This is a genomic window from Microbispora sp. NBRC 16548 (assembly GCF_030268985.1).
Classification (GTDB): domain Bacteria; phylum Actinomycetota; class Actinomycetes; order Streptosporangiales; family Streptosporangiaceae; genus Microbispora; species Microbispora catharanthi.
Genome location: NZ_BSSF01000010.1, coordinates 156,742 through 177,386, shown reverse-complemented (window position 1 = coordinate 177,386; position 20,645 = coordinate 156,742). Strand labels below are relative to the sequence as shown.

The 20,645-nt window shown below is 70.1% G+C and carries 16 protein-coding genes; 13 read left to right on the top strand and 3 right to left on the bottom strand.

The genetic code is table 11. The annotated features are described in order from the left end of the window. The first annotated feature begins 2 nt into the window (after nucleotides 1–2). Nucleotides 3–614: a GNAT family N-acetyltransferase gene (locus tag QSK36_RS27055; RefSeq protein WP_285784316.1), complete on the top strand. Its 612-nt coding sequence runs from the start codon at nucleotides 3–5 to the stop codon at nucleotides 612–614. 673 nt (nucleotides 615–1,287) lie between these two features. Here QSK36_RS27055 and QSK36_RS27050 read toward each other — a convergent pair. The 3 genes from QSK36_RS27050 to QSK36_RS27040 form a co-directional block, all read right to left on the bottom strand. Continuing rightward, the gene (locus QSK36_RS27050; RefSeq protein WP_285784315.1) at nucleotides 1,288–1,605 is read right to left on the bottom strand and encodes a hypothetical protein; all 318 of its coding nucleotides are present in this window, start codon (nucleotides 1,603–1,605) and stop codon (nucleotides 1,288–1,290) included. 612 nt (nucleotides 1,606–2,217) lie between these two features. Further along, entirely contained in the window at nucleotides 2,218–4,590 is a 2,373-nt protein-coding gene (locus QSK36_RS27045) for a ricin-type beta-trefoil lectin domain protein (RefSeq protein ID WP_285784314.1), read from the bottom strand. A gap of 533 nt (nucleotides 4,591–5,123) precedes the next feature. Then, nucleotides 5,124–5,600 carry a GNAT family N-acetyltransferase gene (locus tag QSK36_RS27040; RefSeq protein WP_285784313.1) on the bottom strand — a complete coding sequence of 159 codons (477 nt, stop codon included), beginning with the start codon at nucleotides 5,598–5,600 and terminating at the stop codon, nucleotides 5,124–5,126. A gap of 91 nt (nucleotides 5,601–5,691) precedes the next feature. Between QSK36_RS27040 and QSK36_RS27035 the strand changes: the two genes are divergently transcribed. The 12 genes from QSK36_RS27035 (at nucleotide 5,692) to QSK36_RS26980 (ending at nucleotide 20,614) form a co-directional block, all read left to right on the top strand. Then, nucleotides 5,692–6,189 (top strand): RNA polymerase sigma factor, encoded by a 498-nt coding sequence (locus tag QSK36_RS27035; RefSeq protein WP_225898768.1) that lies wholly within the window; start codon nucleotides 5,692–5,694, stop codon nucleotides 6,187–6,189. Then, nucleotides 6,182–7,105 carry a hypothetical protein gene (locus tag QSK36_RS27030; protein ID WP_183542543.1) on the top strand — a complete coding sequence of 308 codons (924 nt, stop codon included), beginning with the start codon at nucleotides 6,182–6,184 and terminating at the stop codon, nucleotides 7,103–7,105. The genes QSK36_RS27035 and QSK36_RS27030 overlap by 8 nt, the downstream gene beginning before the upstream one ends. 309 nt (nucleotides 7,106–7,414) lie before the next feature. Beyond that, a complete protein-coding gene (locus QSK36_RS27025; protein ID WP_285784312.1) occupies nucleotides 7,415–7,999 on the top strand; it encodes a hypothetical protein in 585 nt (194 codons plus the stop codon). Nucleotides 8,000–8,351: 352 nt separating this feature from the next. Next, the gene (locus QSK36_RS27020; RefSeq protein ID WP_285784311.1) at nucleotides 8,352–9,362 is read left to right on the top strand and encodes a conjugal transfer protein; all 1,011 of its coding nucleotides are present in this window, start codon (nucleotides 8,352–8,354) and stop codon (nucleotides 9,360–9,362) included. Nucleotides 9,363–9,412: 50 nt separating this feature from the next. After that, a complete protein-coding gene (locus tag QSK36_RS27015) occupies nucleotides 9,413–9,700 on the top strand; it encodes a hypothetical protein (protein ID WP_139577384.1) in 288 nt (95 codons plus the stop codon). A 22-nt stretch (nucleotides 9,701–9,722) separates the two neighbouring features. Continuing rightward, nucleotides 9,723–12,239, top strand: a complete 2,517-nt coding sequence (locus QSK36_RS27010) for a TcpE family conjugal transfer membrane protein (protein ID WP_285784310.1) — start codon at nucleotides 9,723–9,725, stop codon at nucleotides 12,237–12,239. 30 nt (nucleotides 12,240–12,269) lie between these two features. Continuing rightward, the gene (locus QSK36_RS27005; RefSeq protein ID WP_139577386.1) at nucleotides 12,270–14,747 is read left to right on the top strand and encodes an ATP-binding protein; all 2,478 of its coding nucleotides are present in this window, start codon (nucleotides 12,270–12,272) and stop codon (nucleotides 14,745–14,747) included. Continuing rightward, nucleotides 14,744–17,278, top strand: coding sequence for a type IV secretion system protein (locus tag QSK36_RS27000; protein ID WP_285784309.1), 2,535 nt, complete (start codon nucleotides 14,744–14,746; stop codon nucleotides 17,276–17,278). Before QSK36_RS27005 ends, QSK36_RS27000 begins: the two co-directional genes overlap by 4 nt. After that, nucleotides 17,278–17,928, top strand: coding sequence for a hypothetical protein (locus QSK36_RS26995; protein WP_182899952.1), 651 nt, complete (start codon nucleotides 17,278–17,280; stop codon nucleotides 17,926–17,928). Before QSK36_RS27000 ends, QSK36_RS26995 begins: the two co-directional genes overlap by 1 nt. Continuing rightward, complete coding sequence (locus tag QSK36_RS26990) at nucleotides 17,925–19,076, top strand: C40 family peptidase (RefSeq protein WP_285784308.1); 1,152 nt, start codon at nucleotides 17,925–17,927, stop codon at nucleotides 19,074–19,076. The genes QSK36_RS26995 and QSK36_RS26990 overlap by 4 nt, the downstream gene beginning before the upstream one ends. Beyond that, nucleotides 19,073–19,474, top strand: a complete 402-nt coding sequence (locus QSK36_RS26985) for a (deoxy)nucleoside triphosphate pyrophosphohydrolase (RefSeq protein ID WP_285784307.1) — start codon at nucleotides 19,073–19,075, stop codon at nucleotides 19,472–19,474. Before QSK36_RS26990 ends, QSK36_RS26985 begins: the two co-directional genes overlap by 4 nt. 93 nt (nucleotides 19,475–19,567) lie before the next feature. Then, nucleotides 19,568–20,614, top strand: a complete 1,047-nt coding sequence (locus QSK36_RS26980) for a hypothetical protein (RefSeq protein WP_285784306.1) — start codon at nucleotides 19,568–19,570, stop codon at nucleotides 20,612–20,614. Nucleotides 20,615–20,645 lie beyond the last annotated feature (31 nt).

Here is a 20,645-nt window from a genome sequence, read left to right as displayed (position 1 = left end):
CGATGTCGGTCGAGCCAACGCGCCTGTCCGGCCACATCATCGACCTAGAACCGCTTAGTTGGAATCACTTAGACGATCTGACAATCGCCGCTAAGTATGACGACGTGTGGACATACTTGGATGAGCCAACCCCGCAAACAGAAGAACCTGTAGCAGCCCTCATAAGCGAGGCTATAAGCGAGCAAGAACAAGGATTGCGCTTACCCTTCGCGATTATTGCGCGCGAGACCAAAAAGGCAATCGGAAGTATCAGCTATATCGACATTCAGCGTAAGCACTATGCTGTTGAATTAGGGTGGGCCTGGGTTACCCCGAGCCATTGGCGCACTGGTGCTGCCCGCGAAGCCGCCTATCTTCTGATTGAGCATGCATTCGAGGTTTTGGGTGCAATTCGCGTTGCTTTCAAAACTGACAGTCGCAACATACGATCACAGCGCGCGATCTCTGGGCTCGGCGCAACCAAGGAGGGCGTCTTCCGTAATCATCGGATCCTCCGGGACGGCCACATTCGACACTCGGTGTACTACAGCATCATCCGCGAAGAGTGGCCTTCCGTCCGACAGGCCGTGAGGTCGCGGCAGTCCGCGTACACAGCTACTCAGGACGCTCACTGACTCAGGCACAGGTTCGAGCCCTGTGAGAACTTTCTGTACGTCTTCAAGGCGGCCCGAAGCCGGGCCGCACGCGCCGCCGTCACGGCAACGCCGCCGCCTCCCGCTGGCGCTCCCGGCGGCCGGCTAAGAGCACGCCGGACGGCTGGCGCGGACGAGTCGAGACGGGCCGCCGCGCGACAGTACAGGTCAGTCACAGGGCGGCGGGCCGGGCTGGAACAGCCGCCAGTGCCGCGCCGCGCATGGTGGCGCCTCCGGCGGGGGGCGCTCCGACTCCGGGATGGCCCTCGAATACAGGTGCGGGTTGTGGGGTGGCTGATGTGGGAGCCATCCCGCCCACCATCGACCCCAGGCAAGCCCAGCAGCCCGCCTCCTCCGCCGCAAGCCCGGCTGTGACCGTTGGCGTCCAATGGCCGTGGAAGGTGCACAGGCGAAGGGACACGTCAAGCCGGGCTTGCACCTCCGTCACCGGCCCGCTGCCGCTCCGCGGTGGGGTCGACGGCAGACGGGATGGACAGGGTGAGCGGCGCGTTTTCTGTACCGGCACCCTAGCCGGACTCAGGGATATTCAGCCTGGCGCGCGACTTGAAGCGAGTGGGGATGGAGGCCGGCTGGTCCTCGGAAGCTCTGAGCCGCAGCGGGAAACCACATGGGGACCACACGTCATGCACGCTCGCTATTTCCCTATCAGCCAGGATGTTCCCTTGCAGATCTGCGGGCCATAGGTATAGGTCTTTCCAGTCTCGCTCGTCGCGATCAGGATCGCGTCCGGCTCCGGATTGGTGCAATCGCTGTCCGCGACGCCGTAGGGATATCCTTCCCCAGGATCAAGGGTCAGGAAAGACCCACCGTTCGATTTCCACCCCACCGTGACGGTTTCCTGACTGTAGTTGATGATATGAAACATCGCCTCGGCGCGAGGTTGACAGGCACTCGAGGCCAGAGCGCTGACGATCACCAGCCCAATGCTCAGCGCTCGAACTCTGGAGGTCACACAGACTCCACTCGTATTTCGAATCATCATTCACCCGCTCCGCGTCCGCCATATCTCTGGCCCTCCCAGCGTACGGTGGAAATGCCGATCTCAAGAGACGGCCCTGGTGACGCTGTTGGGGATGCGAAAAGGCTACGCCCGGAGGGCAAGGGCGTCGGTAAGAGCGGATCCGCGCGATGAGTACGGGTAGCGCCCTTCGTCCAAGACCGTAAGACGCCGAAAGTGGATCAGTGACGTTGAGAACCGTATTGCCTCGTCAGAGCACTACTCGGCGCTATAGGCGCAGGTCACGTAGTGGCAGTAGAGAGTTCGAGCTCTACTCGCACGTGTGATCTGAACGTGGCCCCACGGCTGCGCCTCGGTCTGATGCTGGGGCACGTAGGGGGCACAAGACACCGTGAAACGTCGGCAGCCAACGACCACCGACGCGAGCCCAGAAGACCGCCCGACCAGCGCAGCAAGCATCCCGACCCAGGTCGGCAGGATGGCGATCAGAGTTCCGCTTCAACGTCTGACCCGACGCGAAGCCGCTCAGGCGGGCGGCGGGAGCGGCCGGCCGGGTCCGCGCCGCGGGCTGCGGCGCGGACCCGGCCTGCCGGTGTCACCGCCGGCTCAGCTGCGCGACCACTTCTGGTTCGCGCCGCCGTTGCACGTCCAGATCACCAGCTGCGTGCCGTTGGCGGTGCCGGCGCCGTAGGCGTCCAGGCACTTGTTCGAGCCGACCCCGACGATCGAGCCGTCGGAGTTGAGCGTCCACTGCTGGTTGGCGCCGCCGTTGCAGTCGTAGATGTCGACCCGGGTCCCGTCCGCCGTGCCCTGTCCGTAGGCGTCCAGGCACTTGGTGCCGTAGACCATCAGCTGCTTGGACGGCGTGAGGGTCCAGGTCTGGTTGGCGCCGCTGTTGCAGTCCCAGAGCGCGACCTGGGTGCCGTTGGTCTGGGACGAGTTGGGGACGTCGACGCAGCGGCCGGAGGCCTGGCCCCTGAGGGGGCCGACGCTGGTGTCGCCGTTTCCGCCGCTGGTCGCGGTGACGGAGAGGTTGTCGAACATGTCGGTCTGGTATCCGACCACTCCGAGCCCGACCTGTCCGGTGAAGTAGGAGTTGTCCGTCACCGAGCCGAGCGCGGCGCCGTCGAGGGTGGCGCTGATCTGGTTGCCCGAGAAGCTGAGCGAGACCGTGTGCCAGGTGTTGGTCCCGAGCGAGCCTCGGGAGCCCGAGGTGAGGGTGCTCACCGTGCCGGACGTGGTGCTCTTGGCGATGGACCAGGCTCCGGAGCTGTTCAGCCGCAACTGGTAGGCCGCCTGGTGGCTCTGCGGGCGCTGCTGCGTGTTCGCCCGCCCGAGCAGCGTGATGGTGCCGGCCTGCTGGAAGTCGACGTCCACGCTGACCTTGTAGTTGCTCCAGGACGGATCGCCGACCAGGCCGAAGGCGTCGCTGTCGTCCTGCCATTCGATCGGGCGCTGGGGGGTCACCTGCTGCAGGCACTGACCGGCGCGGCCGGCGGCGCAGGGCCGGACCTCGAAGGATCCCTGCATGTCGGAGAAGTACTTGGCCTCGGTGCGGGAGGCGTAGGCGTCGAAGTCGTCGGAGTACGGCAGAGCCAGCGGCGCGCTCGCCGGGCCGGCCTCCGTGCCCTTGCCCTGGCCGGTGGTCGTGGTCACCGAGTAGATCCGGTTGGGCTGCATGGTGAGCGAGTAGGAGCCGTTGCTGGGGGTGATGTCCGGCTGCCTGACGAACCAGTCGGCGGGGTTGTTGGAGCCGAGGTTGGTGGACCACACGTGCACGGTCCCGGTGCTCAGCCCACCTGTCACGTTGACGTTCACGGTCTGCGTGGTCGTCGACGTGGTGGTCTCGTAGATGGTCGAGTAGTCGGTGTTGTTCGTGGACTTCAGGGAGATGTAGCTGCCGTTGCTCCGGTTCCCGCCGAGGTATCCGCTCGCGGAGCCGGTGAGGAAGCGCCAGCCCGGCTGGGTGAACTGGGCGACCTGGGCGTTCGCCCACAGGCTGCGGCCCAGCTGATAGGAGCCCGACCACGGTGAGTTGGCGACCGCCAGGGCGGTGGTGTTGAAGGGCAGGTTCGGGTAGAGCGCGGCCACCAGCGGCCAGTTGACGAAGCCCGTCATCTGGCCGTCGAGGTATCCGCGGGTGATGCTGCGGATGTAGGGGGCCGAGCCGCTGATGTAGTCCTGCGATCCGAACTCGCTGTTCCAGATCGGCTTGCCGGTGGCCACGGCGTTCGCGCTGGACGGACACGAGGTGGCGTCGCCCAGGTAGCCGCACAGGTAGTGCGCCCCGACCACGCCGACCGCGGCCTTGAACGCGGGGTCGCTCTGCATGTCGTCCGCGGTGGACAGGCCGAAGCTGTCGTCGCCGACGATCTGTACGCTGCCGTAGCCGTTGGAGTCGAGGGCCGACCGGAGGCTCTCGTACCAGCTCTTGTTGTGCCCGCGCTCGTTCCACCCGCCGATGTAGTTGATCGTCAGGCCGTGCTGCTTGGCGCAGTTGAGCCAGGAGATGTCGTAGTTGATCATGTCCTGGGACCAGAAGTTCCCGCCGCCGATCCAGCCCGGCGCGGTCCACGGCAGCGCGATCAGCTTGATGTTCGGGTTGCGCGCCACCGCCTGCTCGCCCAGCCAGAACTCGTAGCCGACGTTGCAGTTGATGTCACCGCGGGTGTGCTCGATGCTGGGCTCGGAGCCGTCGGTGGAGTTGGCGTCACCGCCGATCTCCAGTTTCAGCAACTGCACCGCCGCGCCGTACCCGGGCTTGAACAGGTAGTCCAGGATCTGTGAGCGCTGCGTGTCCGGGTAGTCGATGAGCAGCCGGGAGTTGCCGCCGCCGCCGCTGATCGCCCCCACCCCGTCGAACGTGCGTCCCGTCGAGCCGCCGTTCACCGTGATGGTCGTCGTGGCCGCCTGGGCCGCCGGCGCGGTCATCACCACGGCGCCGGCGCCGGTCACGGCCGCTGCGATCGTCGCCATCATGATGCGGACCCATTTCCTGTCGCCGACTGGTCGACGTTTGCGCATGCCGGACCTCCGGGGCCGTCCGTTGGGGGATGAGTGACGGGCGGTTCACCGGCCCTGCTGGGTCCAGAGCGGTTGGCCCCAGCACGCTCGCCTCGATACCGTCGGTCACGCTTTCTGTTGGAAGCCGTTTGAAAATGTCAAAGCGGTTGGGACGTGTCAAGGCATGGTCAGGTTGGAAAGGTGGCGTGTGAACATGGTTGAACTGGCATGCAGCAGAAACGTGCATGTCGACCGTCGCCTGCCATGAATGTTTCAGGCGTACGCGTACGTTCGGTTGCGCTTGGTTATGGCAGAGATTGTTGGAACGCGAGCCATCGAGGTTTCTGCTTACGACCGGCGGACGGCTTCGAGGGTGTGGAGGAGGACAGCCTGTGCGCGTGCGGCGGCGCGGCGAGAGCGGTGGCCGTGTCTCCAGCGGGCCGGACTTCGACCGCGCGCGGCAGCCGCGATCAACGACGTCAGGCCAGAAGGCCGCTCAGCCGGCGTTCTCAGACGAGGTCGCGGTAGTAGTAGAACATCGGCTCGGTCGCCCCGGGCTCGCTGTTGGCGAAGCCGTGCGCCTCGTAGAAGCGGCGGGTGTCGGTGTCCTCACCGTCGACGTTGATCTCGAGCGTCTCCGCGCCGCGTTCCCGCGCGACGCGGCACGCCTCTTCCAGCAGGAAGTGGCCGAACCGCTGTCCGCGCGTGCCGGGCCGCACGTACAGCTCGTCCAGGAGCGCGGCCGGACCCTCCTGCCAGACGTTGGGCCGGAAGGACAACACCGCGACGCCGACGGCCGGTTCGCCGGTGAGAAGGGCGACGAGGTGGTCCCCGGCGATCATTCGGCGGAGGCGCGCCGTGAGCACCTCCCTTCCCGGTGACGGCGTGTCGAACTCCCGGTTGAAGGCGTCCAGCAACTCGGCGACGACAGCGGAGTCGGCCGCCGTCGCCCGCCGTACCAGGTGCTCTCGCGGAGGTGTGGCCACCTCCGCAACCTTCCTGCCCGGCCCGGCGGACCGCAAGATATTTTCGAGCATCCGCGGAAGAGGTGGGTGACCATTCCCGGCCCGATCGCGTCTGGTCTGTTGTGACAGACACGAAGACGCGGGGGGCATCATCATCGAGGAGCTGTACCGCGAGCACTGGGCGCTCGTGTGCGGGTTCCTGTTACGCCGCACCCGCGATCCCCACCTCGCCGAGGACCTCGCCCAGGAGACGTTCGTCAAGGCGACCAGGGCGCTGCTCGGCTGGCGCGGCGGGAACCCGGCCGCGTGGCTTCTCGCCATCGCCCGCAACGTCCTGGTCGACCACCTCCGGCGCCACCGCCGAGAGCTGGACCTACCTGATCCCGACGAGCTCGGCGTGCCCGCGCTGCACGCGGAGTCGCTGGCCGTGCGCGACGTCTTGGATCGGCTGCCTGAGGAGCACCGCAGGCTGCTCACCCTGGTCTACTTCGAGGGCTTCTCGCTGGTCGAGGTGGCCGCGATGACCGGCAGGAAGCACACCACTGTCAAGACGGCCGTGTGGCGGGCCAGAGCGGCCTTCGCCGATCTCTACGGAGGTCCTCATGACTGACGACGATCTGCTGCCGGCCATGCCCGACTTCGATCCCAAGGCGACCCGCCGGGCCGTACGGCGGGGTGTCGCCCGCACCGCGATCACGGTGCTGGCGGCACTGCTCGTCCTCGTCCTGGCGGCGACGGTGGGCTCCGGCCTGATCCAGCGGCGCGGCGACCGGGAGCAGCACATGACCGACGTGCTGGGCACCGCCTTCAAGATCTACAACCCCGGCTACGACGTCGAGATCCGAGAGCGGGGTGCCACCACGCCGCTGTCGATGTCGTTCACCGTGGCCGTGCGGCCGATTCGGGCCGTCGGGGGCTTCGTCGAGGGTTACGTCGGCGTGGAGCATGTCGTCACCCAGGATTTCTTCGGCCACGTGGGCAGGCTGCCGCTCGGCAACTACGCCGGCACCACGCTGAGCAGGGCGCTGATCAACGTCGGCACGGGCAACCAGCCCAAGGAGGACAGCCGCAAGGTGCTGGCCAGGCTCCCGGAGGGGCTCAACGCGCTGGCGGTGGTCGAGTTCGCCAAGCCGCTCTCCATCGGGGATCTGGCCGCCTTCACCGCCAGACACACGTCGGATGCCGACAAGGTGGTCTTCGAGCGGCGTCCCAGGGAGATCCCCATCACCTGGGGAGGGCCGACCATGTGGGACCGGGCCCCGATGCCGGGAGAGGCCGACGAGCCGATCGAGTCGGACCTCGCGAACTTCCGCCGCTGGGTCGGCATCCTCAAGGACTACGACGACGACAACCTGCACGACTTCGATCTGAGCCTGGCCCGGCTGCGCAAGGCCGCGAACGACGGCCTGGCCTACGCCTACGTGGACTCGTCGGCGACGATCGGGGAACTGCGGAAGATCATTGAGGATCCGCTGGTCCGGACGGTCCGCGTGGCGGACGTCACCTACGATCTCGAACGGCCCTGAGACGGCCGGGTCGAGCAAAGCGGCGGTCATGACGTGAGCGGCATCACCCGCCACACCTCTCCCTCCGGTCAGATCCTCCACGCCTGGCGGAAACGCTTGGGCCAACTGCCCTAGACGCATTCGTGAGCTTCGTTGAAGCATCGAGATGAGGCCGTTTGGCGCATAGTCGCCGTTTGAATCCCTTTTCGCGACAAATCTCATCGATGCCGTAATCCGGCATGGCGGAAGGGGAGGCGGCCGAATTCGGGCACCGGGAAAAGCCCAGGTGGCCTGACCTGGCGAGGCCCGATCGGGCCCAAGGGGGGAACCATGCATCGGAAATCCAGGCAGCTGGCTCTCGCGGCGATTTTCGCCTCGACGCTCACGGCCGGCGGAATCGCGCTGCTCGGCGGCACCGCCTCCGCGGCCACGAGCGAGCCCGGCGGCTCGGTGCGGGCGACGTCGTACACCACCACCATCAGCGAGCCGCTGCTGGCGACCGAGGCCGTGCCCATGGCCGGGACGGTGCCGATCGGCGTGCCGAGCATCACGGTCGCGGAGTTCCCGGGCATGGGTGCCCCGATGGAGCAGATGGCGGAGGAGGCCCGGCAGAGCATCAGGGACGAGGCGAGCAGCGCCACACAACAGATCATGCAGGAGGCGGCGAGCGCGCAGCAGCGCATCGAGCAGATGTCCCAGCGCGCGCAGCAGCGGGTGTCGGAGCAGGCGCAGTCACAGTCGCAGTCGTCGGCGAGCCAGTCGCAGAGCTCCTCGCTGCCGGAGAGCGCTCCGGGTAGCGCTCTGGGCAGTGCTCCGGAGAACGTCCCGCCCGCGATCTCGGGTCCGGAGAGCGTCCCGCCGGCGGGCTTCCTGCCGAAGTCGGGCGAGTCGTCCTCCTCTGGGGCGTGCCAGTGAGGGCGCAGGCGTAGTTCACGACACGACGGCCCCGCGCGGAGCGGGGCCGTCGTGGCGCGTACGGTCGGTTTCGCCATGCCTGCGAGCTGCGAAGACAGCAATAGGTGGCGGTTAGGTAATCGATGCCCCCGCTGGCCAGGCGTAACGTGCTTTTCCGCGGAGTGGATAGGTGTGGGGCGCCTCTACGGGATGTAGACCCGGTTTGCTCGGTCGCGGCGATGCTTGCACCATGGGCGTGGCTTACCTGGAAGAATTGGCGAGACCGCTAGGGTGAATACTTCAATGCGGTTAACCGGATCGAGAGCAAGAGGAAACCGCGCCAGCCGGAGGGATCGGCGCGAGCGGAGGCGTGATGGCTCGCAGGTCAGACGTCCAGCAGGATCCTCGGATCGCTGGCGACCCTGACCCGTACCCACTGGAAGGCTTCGAGGCGGCGAGCGCCGCGCACGGCGCGGCCCCCCGCCGCAGAGGCTGGAGCGGCGGTGGAGGCCGCTGGCTCGTCTGGACCGGGCGGGTCATCCTCTGGGCACTGATCGTCGTCATCCTGGTCAACGGCATACGCGCCCCGTTGGAACGGCTGGCGGGGGGCGATCAGCCCACCACGACGCCGACCGGCACGGTCACGTCCGGGTTCCCGGCGACGCAGGCGGCGGCCTTCGCCAACCAGTTCGCGGCGGTCTACCTCAACTACGACGCGGCCAGCCCCCAGCAGCGCGCGGAACGGCTGAAGTCGTTCCTGCCGGAAGGCGCCGACGAGCAGTTCGGCTGGAACGGGTACGGACGCATGTCGGCGGGAGCCTTCCAGTTCGCCGGGATCGACGTGATCGACGACCACAACGCCCGGGTGACCGTGACGTACCAGTCGGGGGGCAGCCGCGGTCTGCTGTCCGTGCCGGTCTACTACGACAACGGCGGGTTCGTGGTCTCGGCCCAGCCGGCTCTGCTGCCCGCGCCGGGGCCGGCGGGCCTGCCGCAGCTCCCGGACCCCGACCGCGACTCCGCCACCGAGGCCGAACTGCGTCCCCAGCTCGAAGGCTTCTTCAAGGCGTACGCCGCGGGCAACCAGGTCGACCTCCAGCGTTACGTCGCGAGCGGGGTCACCGTCAACGGGTTCAACGGAGAGTTCACCCTCGCCGAGCTGAAGGACGTCGTGGTGCCGCCGGGCGGTGCCGACAGCAGGAAGGTCACGGCGGTGGTCGTGTGGGCGGTGGCGTCCGGACAGTCGACGGCGGTGGCGAGCCCGTCGCAGGATCCGGCGGCGCAGCCGGCCGGTCTCGAGCAGGCATATCAGTTGACGATCGAAAAGCAGGGCGGCAAGTGGTTCGTCAGGGACATCCAGGGTGCGAACCGGTCCGTGGGGTAGCGCATGCCCGGCAAAGACATCGCTGATCCATCCCCCCGGGAGGGCGAGAGTTGATACTGAAGACCATCGCGGACCACGTCCTTGATCTTGCCGCGCCGTCACCGGCGCCGACGACGGGCATCAACACCGAAGGTCTCGCCGACTTCCTCCGGAAGTTCTTCGCTCCGCTCTTCCTCGCGGTCGTCTCCGTCGTGGCGATCTTCTTCCTCTTCACCCGCGAGATCACCAGGTTCGTCCAGTTCATCATCCTGGCGATCGCGATCGGCGTGATCTTCTACGTTCCCAACATCATCGAGGTGACGGCGAAGGCGATCGCGGGCGCACTTGGCATCAAGTGATCGGGCGGAGAGGAGGTTCGGGGTGGATCTGCCCACATATACCAATATCTGGCGCATTGAGAAGCGGCTGTACAAGCTGTACGACCTACGGCTGCCAATGCCGCTTCCGGTCGTCTGGATCGGTGTGTTCGTGGGTGTCTCCGTGCCGTGGTGGGTCTTCCTCTACCTGATCGGACTGCCGTTCGCGGCCCCCTGGCACGTCATCTACCTCGTTCCTCCGGGCGTGCTCACCTGGCTGTCCACCCGTCCCGTCATCGAGAGCAAGCGCCTCACCGAGCTGCTCCAGTCGCAGCTCCGCTACATGAGCGAGCCCCGGACCTGGTGCCGCATGGCTCCGTTCGACGAGCCGGACGAGATCGCCCTCACGGCGCGCGTCTGGCGGACCACGCCGCCGGCCGCGGCGGCGCACGCCAGGGCGGCCCGCAAGGCGCGCCGCCCGGTCTCGGTCAAGGTGCCCGTCCCGAAGGTCTCCAGGACCGGCGCACGGGCGGCCTCGGGCGCCGCCGCGCGGGTGGGCGCGCACCAGGTGGACCCCTCGCGTGTCGTCCGCCCGGCCGTGGCGGCCGCGGCGGCAGCCGCCGCGCCGGTCACCGACACACCCCCCACCACCCCCTCTCGCAGCGGTGCCGCCGCCCGGGCCGGCGCCACCGGTGACCGCGTCTTCTACCTCACGGAACCGTCCGCACCGCCCGCGCACCCGGCGGAGCCGCAGATCGGGCCGGTCACCGGTCCGGATCGCGAACACGAGCCGCATGAGGCGCACGGCGGGGGACGTGACGCCCATGAGAGCCATGAGAGCCATGAGCAGGGCTCTGTGCAGCAGGCGCTCCCTGCCGCTCCCGCTGAGGCTTCGGAGGCGCCCGCCGTCCCGCCCATCGGCACCGAGACGCTGCGCCGCCTGCGCCGGCTCGCCGCTTCGGCCGAACCCCGCGCCGTACGGCCGCCCGGTGTGGCCTCCTTCACCGAGCCGGCCACGGCGGAGCCGGCGCAGGAGGAGCGTCCCGGCGACGCGCGTACGCACGACGCCGGCACCGACGACACCAGCGACGACACCACAGAGAGCGCAGAGACCGCGGACACCGCCGTCGCCGCAGCGGCGCCGCAGGAGCCCGAGGCGGACTCCGCGCCCCGGGAGCCCGCCGACGACGCGGACCGGGAGAACACGGCGCAGCGAGACGCCGAGGCCCTTGAGCAGCACCGCAAGGGCCGTCCGCCGAGGCTCGTGCGCCCCCGCGTGCCGGACGGCGCATGGGGCGAGCCGGCGGGCGAGGTGCCCGCGGCCACGGAGGACGCGGAGACGGACGAGGACGTGCCGGCCGGGCGGGCCGCGATGGAGGTCGCGGCCGCGGCGGCTCCTCCGGCGGACGCCGCGACCGAGCACGCTCCGGCGGCCGACGCCGGTTCCGGCGCGCACCCCGCGCGGGAGAGGACGCATGCGCCGGGGTCCAGGCCGTACGAGAGCGCCATGGGCAAGGGGGACGTGACGCCGCCTACGGCCGCTCCGGCGGGGGTGTCGATCCGGGCCGTGCCCGCGGGGCCCCGCGCGGCCGGCCCGGCCGGTCCCGCCCGGCCGTCGCTGCCCACCCCGGGAACGACCACCCCCGGCAGGTCGCCGCACGAGGAGCCGCCGCGGCTGCGCCGCGTCGAGGCCGTCGTCGGGCGCGACACCTCGGGCGGCTGGCGGCGCCTGGCGCAGGTCGTCGTGGGCGGCAGCCGTACGGACGGCATGGAGGCCGACGAGGCCCGGACCCGCATCCCGCTCACCACGAGCAGGCGGATCATGGTGCTCGGCTGCACGGGCGGCGCCGGGCAGACCACCACGGCGTTAATGCTGGGCCACACGCTGGCCCGTTATCGCGAGGACCGCGTGCTCGCGCTCGACGCGAACACCGGAGAGGACACGCTCACGACGAGGATCGCCGCCGAGTCCCCCGAGACGCTGAGCTCGCTCATCGAGGGCTCGGAAGAGGTGACCGGCTACCTCGGCATGCGGGCGTACACGACGCGCTGCGAATCGGGACTGGAGGTCGTCGGGGCGGACACCGACGACCGGGTGACGCAGCGCCTGGCGGAACGCGCGTTCCTGGCCGACTGGCGCAGGACGCTCGCCGCGCTCGACCGGCACTACCGGCTTACCGTGATCGACCCCGCGGCCGCGCTGGCGGCCCGGCTCCTGCCGTACGCCGACCAGCTCGTGCTGGTCGCCCCCGCGAGCGAGGACGCCTCCGAGGCGGTGGCGATGACCTACGAGTGGCTCGACGGGCACGGCTGCTCCGACCTGCGGCGACGCGCCGTGATGGTGATCAACGGCGTGAGCCGCCGCAGCCTCCCCGACGTGGAGCAGGCCGAGGCGGTGGCCAGCGGCCGCTGCCGGGCGATCGTCCGGGTGCCCTGGGAGGACGAGCTGGCCCCCGGGCGGCCGGGACCGGTCGACGTCAATCACCTCCGAATGGGCGGCCGCAGGGCGTACGTTGCGCTTGCGGGAGTGATCGTGAGTGGTCTGGCGGCTGTCCAGGCCAAGCAGGAGGTGGCCAGATGAGGGGCGAGCGAGGAAGCTGGTGAGAGGTCGATGAGCAGGGCGCGCAGTCGCCTCGCGGTGCGTTACTTCGACGATCGCGTTCTCCTCACCGACTCGGCGGCCTGGGCCTACTTCCGGCTGCCGACGGTGAGCTACGAGTTCCTCACCCCCGAGGAGCGCGAGGCGCTGGCCACCAACGTCACGATCGCGCTGGCCGCGATCAGGATGCCCGACGCCGAGGTGCACCTGCGGATCGCGCACCGGGCCTACCCGGCGGCGGAGTGGGCGATGGCGCTCAACTCGACCTCCGACGAGGGCCCGGGCTGGCGGGAGTACCTGGAGGAGATGTACCGCCACGTCTGGGCCAAGGACTTCTGGAGCAAGGAGATCTACCTCGGCGTACGGCTCGGGCCGCGCGGCGCGCAGCTCGGCACCGGCGTGCTGGCCCAGCTCTTCGGCTTCTACCAGCGCAGCGAGAAGGCGCTCGGCATCGAGGACGACCACGTGCCGGACAAGGAGATCGCCCGGTGGACCGAGGCCGCCGAGCGGCTCGGCCGGGCCCTGGCCTCCAGCGCGTTGTACGCCCGCCACGCCACCTCCACGGAGATCGCCTGGCTGTTCCAGCACGCGGCGGCGGGCGGCCTCGGCGAGCCGCTGGCCTCGGCCACGCCGCGCCGCAGATGGGGCAAGGGCGAGATCGAGGCGCTGGTCGAGGGGCAGATCCACAACGGCAGGTCGCTGCTGCGGATCGAGCAGCCGGCCGGAGACTCCTACACGGCGCACCTGTCGTTCGCCCGCTTCCCCGATCTCATGCCGTTCCCCGACGGCGAGCCGTGGCTGCACTTCGCCGACCAGTTGCCGTTCCCGGTGGAGGTCTCCAGCCGGATGCGGCTGATCCCCCCGGTCAGGGCGAGCAAGGACGTGGCGCGCAAGCTGGCCCACGCCCGCGACATGGACATCCACATCCGTGAGGCGGGCGCGGAGGCGCCGCTCGCGCTGGCCGAGCAGATCGACGCCGCCCGCATGCTGGAGCACGGCATCACCAAGGAACGGCTGCCGTTCGTGTACGGCTGGCACCGGCTGAGCGTCAGCGCGCCGACCGAGGAGATGTGCGTCCAGCGGGTCGAGGCCGTCGTGGAGCACTACCGCGACCTCGGCATCGACGTCGTCAACTCCACCGGCGACCAGTTCTCGCTGTTCTGCGAGGCCCTTCCCGGCGAGCGGCTGCGGGTCAACGCGTACGCCCAGCGGCAGCCGCTGCGCACGATCGCGGGCGGCATGGCCACCGCGACCGTCGAGCTCGGCGACCGGGTGGACGAGTCGAACGCCGGATGGATCGGGCCGTACGTCGGGGAGACGCTGGGACGGGCGCGCAGCATCGTGCACTTCGACCCGCTCGTCGCGGCGGCGCGCAACCGCCCGACCGCCATCGCGATCACCGGCGAGCCGGGCGGCGGCAAGACCACGCTCGCGCTGCTGCTCATCTACCAGATGGCGCTGCGCGGCGTCACGATCGCGGTCATCGACCCCAAGGGCGACGCCGAGTCGCTCGTGCGGCTGCTGCGCAACCGGGGCCGCAAGGCCAGGGTCATCCCGCTGGGGTCGGCCGCGCCGGGCCTGCTCGATCCGTTCTCGTTCGGCGACGACATCGCGACGAAGAAGACGATGGCCACCGAGACCCTGCGGCTGCTGCTGCCGAGGATGTCGGAGGAGCGCGAGTCCGCCATGATCCAGGCGGTCGCCGCGATCTCCAACGAGCCCGACCCTTCACTGGGCAAGGTGGTGGACCACCTGGAGCAGTCCACCGACCCGGCGTCCAAGAACCTCGGCGCCGTGCTGCGGTCGATGTCGGAGATGCACCTGGCCAGGCTGTGCTTCGACGCCTCGGGCGGCGAGCAGGTCGACACCGAGGGCTGGACGACCGTGTTCACGCTGGGCGGCCTCACGCTGCCCGACGTGATGACGGCCAGGGACGACTACTCCTACGAGCAGCGGCTGTCGGTCGCGCTGCTCTACCTCGTGTCGCAGTTCGCGCGCCGCCTGATGAACGGGCTCGACCGGCGCACACCGAAGGCGATCTTCCTCGACGAGGCGTGGGCGATCACATCGACCCCCGAGGGCGCCAAGCTCGTGCCGGAGGTCTCCCGGATGGGCCGCTCGCGCAACACGGCGCTCGTCCTGGTCTCGCAGAACGCCGGTGACCTGCTCAACGAGCAGGTGACCAACTGTCTGTCGTCGGTCTTCGCGTTCCGTTCGACGGAACGCGTGGAGGTCGAGCACGTGATGGAGCTCCTCGGCGTGGACCCGTCGGAGGAGCACAAGGCGGTGCTGCGCTCCCTGGGCAACGGGGAGTGCGTCTTCCGGGATCTGGACGGCCGGGCCGGCCGTATCGGGGTGGACCTTATCTCGGAGGAACTGCTGCGCTGGCTTGACACCAATCCGACACACGACAAACCCAACGAGAACGTGCATGATCTTCTTGACGGGGGCTCCGGTCGGTCGGGGGTCGCGCAGGAGGTGCGATCGTGAGCGTGGGCAGGAACGGTCCGAAGGGCCGCACCAGGGAGGGTGCCAGACGCGGCAGGAGGATTCGCCGGAGCCTGGCGCTGCTGTTCGTCGCGTTCGCGGCGTTCGTGACGCTGCCGCTGGTCTTCCCCACCGGCACGGCGAGCGCGGTCGGGCCCTGTGACCTGTCGCCCAGCCTCGCTCCCGAGATCGTGGGCGGCGGCGTCGACGGGCTGGTCCAGCCGCCGTCGAGCGAAGAGACGACGGCCGCCGGCCAGGGGACCCAGCAGAACACCACCCAGGCGCCGAAGCCGCCGGCGACCAACTACGAGCGGTACGGCATGGCCGGCCAGTTCTGGCACACCTACGACCTCGGGTGCTCCGACGTCACGGCCGTGCTCGGCAACGCGTGGGCCAACACGGTCTTCTCGTGGGCCAAGGCCGTCGACCGGCTGACGATCAGCACCTACCAGGCGGCGGCCACCGAGGGCCCGCTGCAGCCCATCAAGGACGTCGCCGACGAGATCGTCACCAACCTCGCCAACGCGATGTACTGGCCCTACCTGCGGCCGATCGTCATCCTCGGCGCGATCTGGCTGGCGTGGTACGGCCTGATCCGCAAGCGCGCGACGACGACCACCGAGGGCGTCATCTGGATGGTCCTCGCGGTCACGGTCGCCATCTGGTTCTTCAGCCGCCCGGGCGACTTCACCAGCCTCGGCAAGACCGTGACCGACAAGACCGGCGAGATCGTGAACTCGGCGTTCTCCGGGCTGCCGGGCGCGGGCGGCGCGTCCTGCCTGCCGATGAAGGAGACCGCGCCGGGCGAGGTGCCGAGCGCTCCGACCGCGGGCGGCTACGGCCGCCAGGGGACGCCCGGCGTGGAGCAGAACGCCGACGCGCTGTGGTCGGTCCTGGTCTGCAAGCCGTGGCTGATGGGCGAGTTCGGCACGGCCGACCCCAACTCCGGTCTCGTGAAGGGCCTGGGCGCCAAGCTGCTCAACCTCCAGGCCATCGACGCCGCTGAGCAGGCCGCCGATCAGACGCCGGCCTCCGACTCCCACCAGCAGCGGTTCGAGGCGGAGGTCGCCAAGCCGATGCAGAGCACCCCGGCGTACTTCCTGTTCCAGGGCAAGGACTGGACCAGCCGCCTGGGCATCGCGATCGGCGCGTTCATCGCGGCGATGGTCGCCGGTCTGCTCATCTTCCTCGTCGCGGTGTCGCTGCTCGTCCTGAAGGTCGGCTTCCTGCTGCTGCTGATGCTCGGGCCGATCTTCCTGTTGATCGGCGTGCATCCGGGCTCCGGCCGCATCATCGCCATGCGCTGGGTGGAGATGCTGGTCGGCACCCTGCTGCGCCAGGCCGTGCTGGCCCTGGTGCTGGGCGTCCTGGTGTACGGCTACGCGCTGATCATCTCGACCAGCCTGCCCTGGGGCATGCAGATCCTGTTCATGGCGCTGCTGACGATCGCGGTCTTCTTCTACAGACGGCCGTTCCAGCACCTGTTCGCCTCGATGGACGGGCACACGATCACCACCCGGATGCTCGGCGAGGCCGCCACCGCGCCGACCCTGTCGCGGGCGGCCAACGCGCTGCCGCCGGTCGCGGCGGCCCGGGCGGCCCGGTGGGGCCTGCGCAAGGCCGAGCCGGTCATCGGCGCGGCCGCGATGGCGACCGGAGCGGGCACGGCGGCGGCCGCCGCGGCGGGGGTGGCGCAGGGCCGCGTGCGCGGCGAGGAGGGCGCGGGCAACGTGCCCGCCCAGGCCGGAGCGCGTGCGGGGGCGCAACCCGCGCCGCTCGACGCCGACGCGCAGGGGGCCGGTCGCCGCAAGGCCGGGGTCACCGCCTCACGTCCGGGCACGGCCCCGCCGCTCAACCTGTCGGGAGTGCGGTCCGCCGGGTCCGTACGGGCGTCCATGCCGTCCGGCCCGGGCATGTCCTCCGCCGTCCAGGCCGCTTCCGCCGCGGCGTCGTCCGGCGGAAGCCCGGCGGCCCCGCCGCAGCGGGTCACCGGCGCCTCTGCCGTGCCCGCGCCGTCCGCCGCCGCACAGCCCGCACCGTCCCGCGGCCGTCCGAGCGGTGGATCGAGTGGCGGATCGAGCGGCGGTTCCAGCGGCGGTTCCAGCGGTGGTTCCGGTGGCGGCTGGTTCAGCGGCAGGTCCGGCGGCTGGGCCTCCCGGCCGTCGTCCAGCAGGCCGTCCGGCGGGAGCTCGGGCGGGTTCTTCGGCGGTTCGCGCGGCTCGTCGGGCGGGTCGAGCAGGTCGGGCGGCTCGGGTGGTTCGGGCGGCCTGTTCGGCGGCTCCTCCGGCAGGTCCTCGAACAGGTCGTCCGGCGGTTCGTCCGGTGGCCTGTTCGGCGGATCGTCCCGGCGGGGCGACGGCGGCCGTTCCCGGCCCGCCCCGCCGCGTGACTCCGGTTCGTCCGGCGGCTCGTCCTCCAGCCGTCCCCGGTCGGCCGAGCCGCCCCCGCTCTGGCTGCCGAGCAGGGGAGAGGGCACACGCCGCGACAGCGACGCGCCGACCCCGTTCTGGGCCAAGCCCGCCGACGGCGACTGATGAGAAGCCGGAACAGTGATCGGGGGAAGGGCCTCGCCTTCGCGGCGGCCGTCGTGGTGCTCGCCGCCGTCGGCGCCTACCTCACGATGAGCCCGCCGTCGAGCTCCTCCTCCGGGGCCGACGAGCAGACGAGGGAGCAGTCCGTCGTGGCCACCTCGCGGGCGACGGCCGCGGTCCGGGAGCCCAGCCCGGTGGCCACGACTCCCGGCGCCTTCGACGTGTACGCGTACCTGCCGCTGTCGAGGGAGGAGATCGGCGCGGCGGCCGACCTGGCGCGCCGCTTCACCGAGGCGTACGGCACCTTCTCCCCCGGCGAGGAGCCGGCGGCGCGAGCCGACCGGCTGAAGCGGTTCGCGACCGACGAGTTCGCCGGCCAGCTCACCAGGACCGTCACCGACCCCGCGGTGGTGGAGCAGAACGAGGCCGACCAGGTGACCTCCAAGGGGTCGGCGAAGGTGACGACGATCCGCGACATGACGGCCGCCCAGGTGGTGTTCGTCGTCGACTCGGTTCGTCACGTGACGGACAGGAACGGCCAGAAGGACGTGCCCGAGCAGTTCGCCGTGACCGTGATCAAGGCGGGGACCGACTGGCGGGTGTACGACCTGCAACTGGCCGACGCCGGTCAGGACGGGGACAGCTCGCCGTGACCGCCCCGCCGCGCATCACTTCGTCCGGCGCCTCGACGCGCGTCGTACGCAGGCTCGCGTCGGCGGGGCGGGACTGGCGGACGATCGCCGTGGCCCTCATCGTGATCGTCCCGGCCACGCTGTTCGGCTCGATCATCCTGATGACCCCCAGCCCGTCGATCCTCTTCGGCGGCGGCGCGGCGGAGAACTGCGCCGAGGCGGCCACGGGGGAGGGCGCCGCCGACGTCTCTCAGACGGCCCAGGGGGACATCCCGGACGACTACCTGGAGCTCTACAAGAAGTTCGGCAAGCAGATCGGCGTGCAGTGGAACGTCCTGGCCGCCATCGGCAAGCGGGAGACGAACCACGGCCGCTCGACGCTGCCGGGGGTGCGCAGCGGCACCAACTACGCGGGGGCCGCGGGGCCGATGCAGTTCCTCGTCAGCACCTGGGGCGGCCAGGCCAAGATGAAGATCGAGCCGGGCATCAACGGCTACGCCTCCGACGGCGACGGGGACGGCTACGGCGACGTCTACAACCCGGCGGACGCCATCCTCGGCGCGGCCAAGATGCTCAAGCGCAACGGCGCGCCCGACGACCTCAGAAGGGCGATCTTCGTCTACAACCGGGCCACCTGGTACGTCGACCAGGTGCTGGAGATCGCCAAGCGCTACGCGGCGACCGGGGACATCGGCGTGCCGCCCGAGGCCGACCCGGCCTGCGACTCCGGCTACGTCGACAGCGCCCCCGACGACGTCGTACGCAAGATCCTCGAGTACGCTCTGGCCCAGCGGGGCAAGCCGTACCGGTGGGGCGGCACGGGCCCGGACGCCTTCGACTGCTCGGGGATCATCTACATGGCCTACCGCAACGCGGGTCTGACCATTCCCCGCACGACCTTCGGCCAGTGGCCCTTCGGCATGAAGATCGAGGAGGGGCAGGAGCAGCCCGGCGACCTCGTCTTCTTCAACGCCGGTCCCGGCACGTCCAAGGACAGTCCAGGGCATGTCGGGATGGTCGTGTCGCCCGGCAAGATGATCGAGGCACGGTGCACGCTGTGCGGGCCCATCAAAATCTCGACGTACCGCGACCGGCCCAACATCGTGGGCTTCACCCGGCCGCTGGAGAACGAGACCGTCATCGCGCAACTGAAGCGGGCGCAGACGTGACGGGCACGCGGCTCGTCGTCGGGGCCGCGATCGTCGAGGGCGGCCGCCTCCTGGCCGCCCAGCGGTCCGGACCCCCGGCGCTGCGCGGCGGCTGGGAGTTCCCCGGCGGGAAGGTCGACCCGGGGGAGGACGAGCGCGCGGCGCTGGTTCGCGAGTGCGTCGAGGAGCTCGGGGTCCAGATCGTCCTCGGACCCCGTGTCGGCGGGGACTGGCCGCTGGATAACGGTTACAGGATGCACGTGTGGTTCGCCACCGTCGTCGCGGGCGTGCCCCGCCCGCTGGAGCACCTCGCGCTGCGCTGGCTGGAGCCGCACGAGTTGTACGACGTCCCCTGGGTTCCGGCGGATCTGCCGGTCGTCGCCGCGATCGAGAAGCTGTTGCCGAGCCGGGATGCATAGTCGCCGAATCGTTCGCAAGATCCGGCTTTGCTCCTCCTTGTACCGAACTACAATCGGTCTTGACCTCGAAGCCGGGCCGACAGGAGGCGAGCGGTGATCGGACGCGCGTACATGAGAGCCGCGTCCTCGGCTGTCGCGTCGGTGGCCATCGCCACGCTGGCGATCGTGGCCGTGGGCCCGGTGATCGGCGCCAACGCCGACCCGGTGGAGCCGTGCGACCCCACTACGGACCCCCAGTGCGCCGTGGTCACGGTCACCGTCACCCAGACGCCGCCGGCCACCTCCTCGGCGGATCCGAGCCCCACGGCCGAGCCCGTGGTGACCAAGACCGTCACCATCACGCCGACGCCGAAGCAGACCAAGACCAAGACGCCCAAGGCGGTCCCGACGACGACCGCTCCCCCCGCGTCCACCACGGAGCAGAACCCGCCGCAGTCGACGCAGACGCTCCCCTCTTCGACCGACCTCTCCGTTCCGAATCCCAGCCCGAGCCCGGAGGACAACGGGCAGGTGAGCCTGCCCCCCGCGTCGGCCGAGCCGTCGCCGGAGGTGCCGCAGCAGACGCCCAGCGCGGGCGTGTCGTTCGAGCAGCCCGATCCCGAGACGGTGCCGATCGAGATCCGCAACGCGTCTCCCGAGTACGACAAGCCGACGCTGGCCCATCGGCTCGCCATCCCCGCCGGGGTGCTCGTGGGCATCGCACTGATCGCCTGGCTGATCTTCGAAGGCCGGCTGCGCAGGATGGCGCACGCCGCCGCGGTACGGCGAGGAGGCCCGGCCGCGGCACGGACGCCGGCTCCCGAGGTGGCGGCCTACCCGGCGGCGGCCACCCCCGGCTACGCGCCGATGATGGGCTTCGTGCCCGTCCAGCCCTACACCATGAGCTATCCGCAGCAGCCCTACGGCTACCCGGTGCCGTACGGCTACGCCCAGCCGTACGGGTACCCGGTGGCCGACCCCGCCCAGATGCAGGCACAGCAGGCGCAGCAGTACCCGGGCCCGGCCCCGGCGCCCCAGGGCGCGGCCGATCCCTGGAGCCAGGCGGTCGGCGAGGCCCAGGCCGGGGTCTGGACCGAGGCCACCCGGCCCGGCCACCTCCCGCAGCCGCCCGTGGGCGAGGACCCGACCACCCAGCGCTGACGAACAGAAAGGCGCCGATCGGACGGACCGA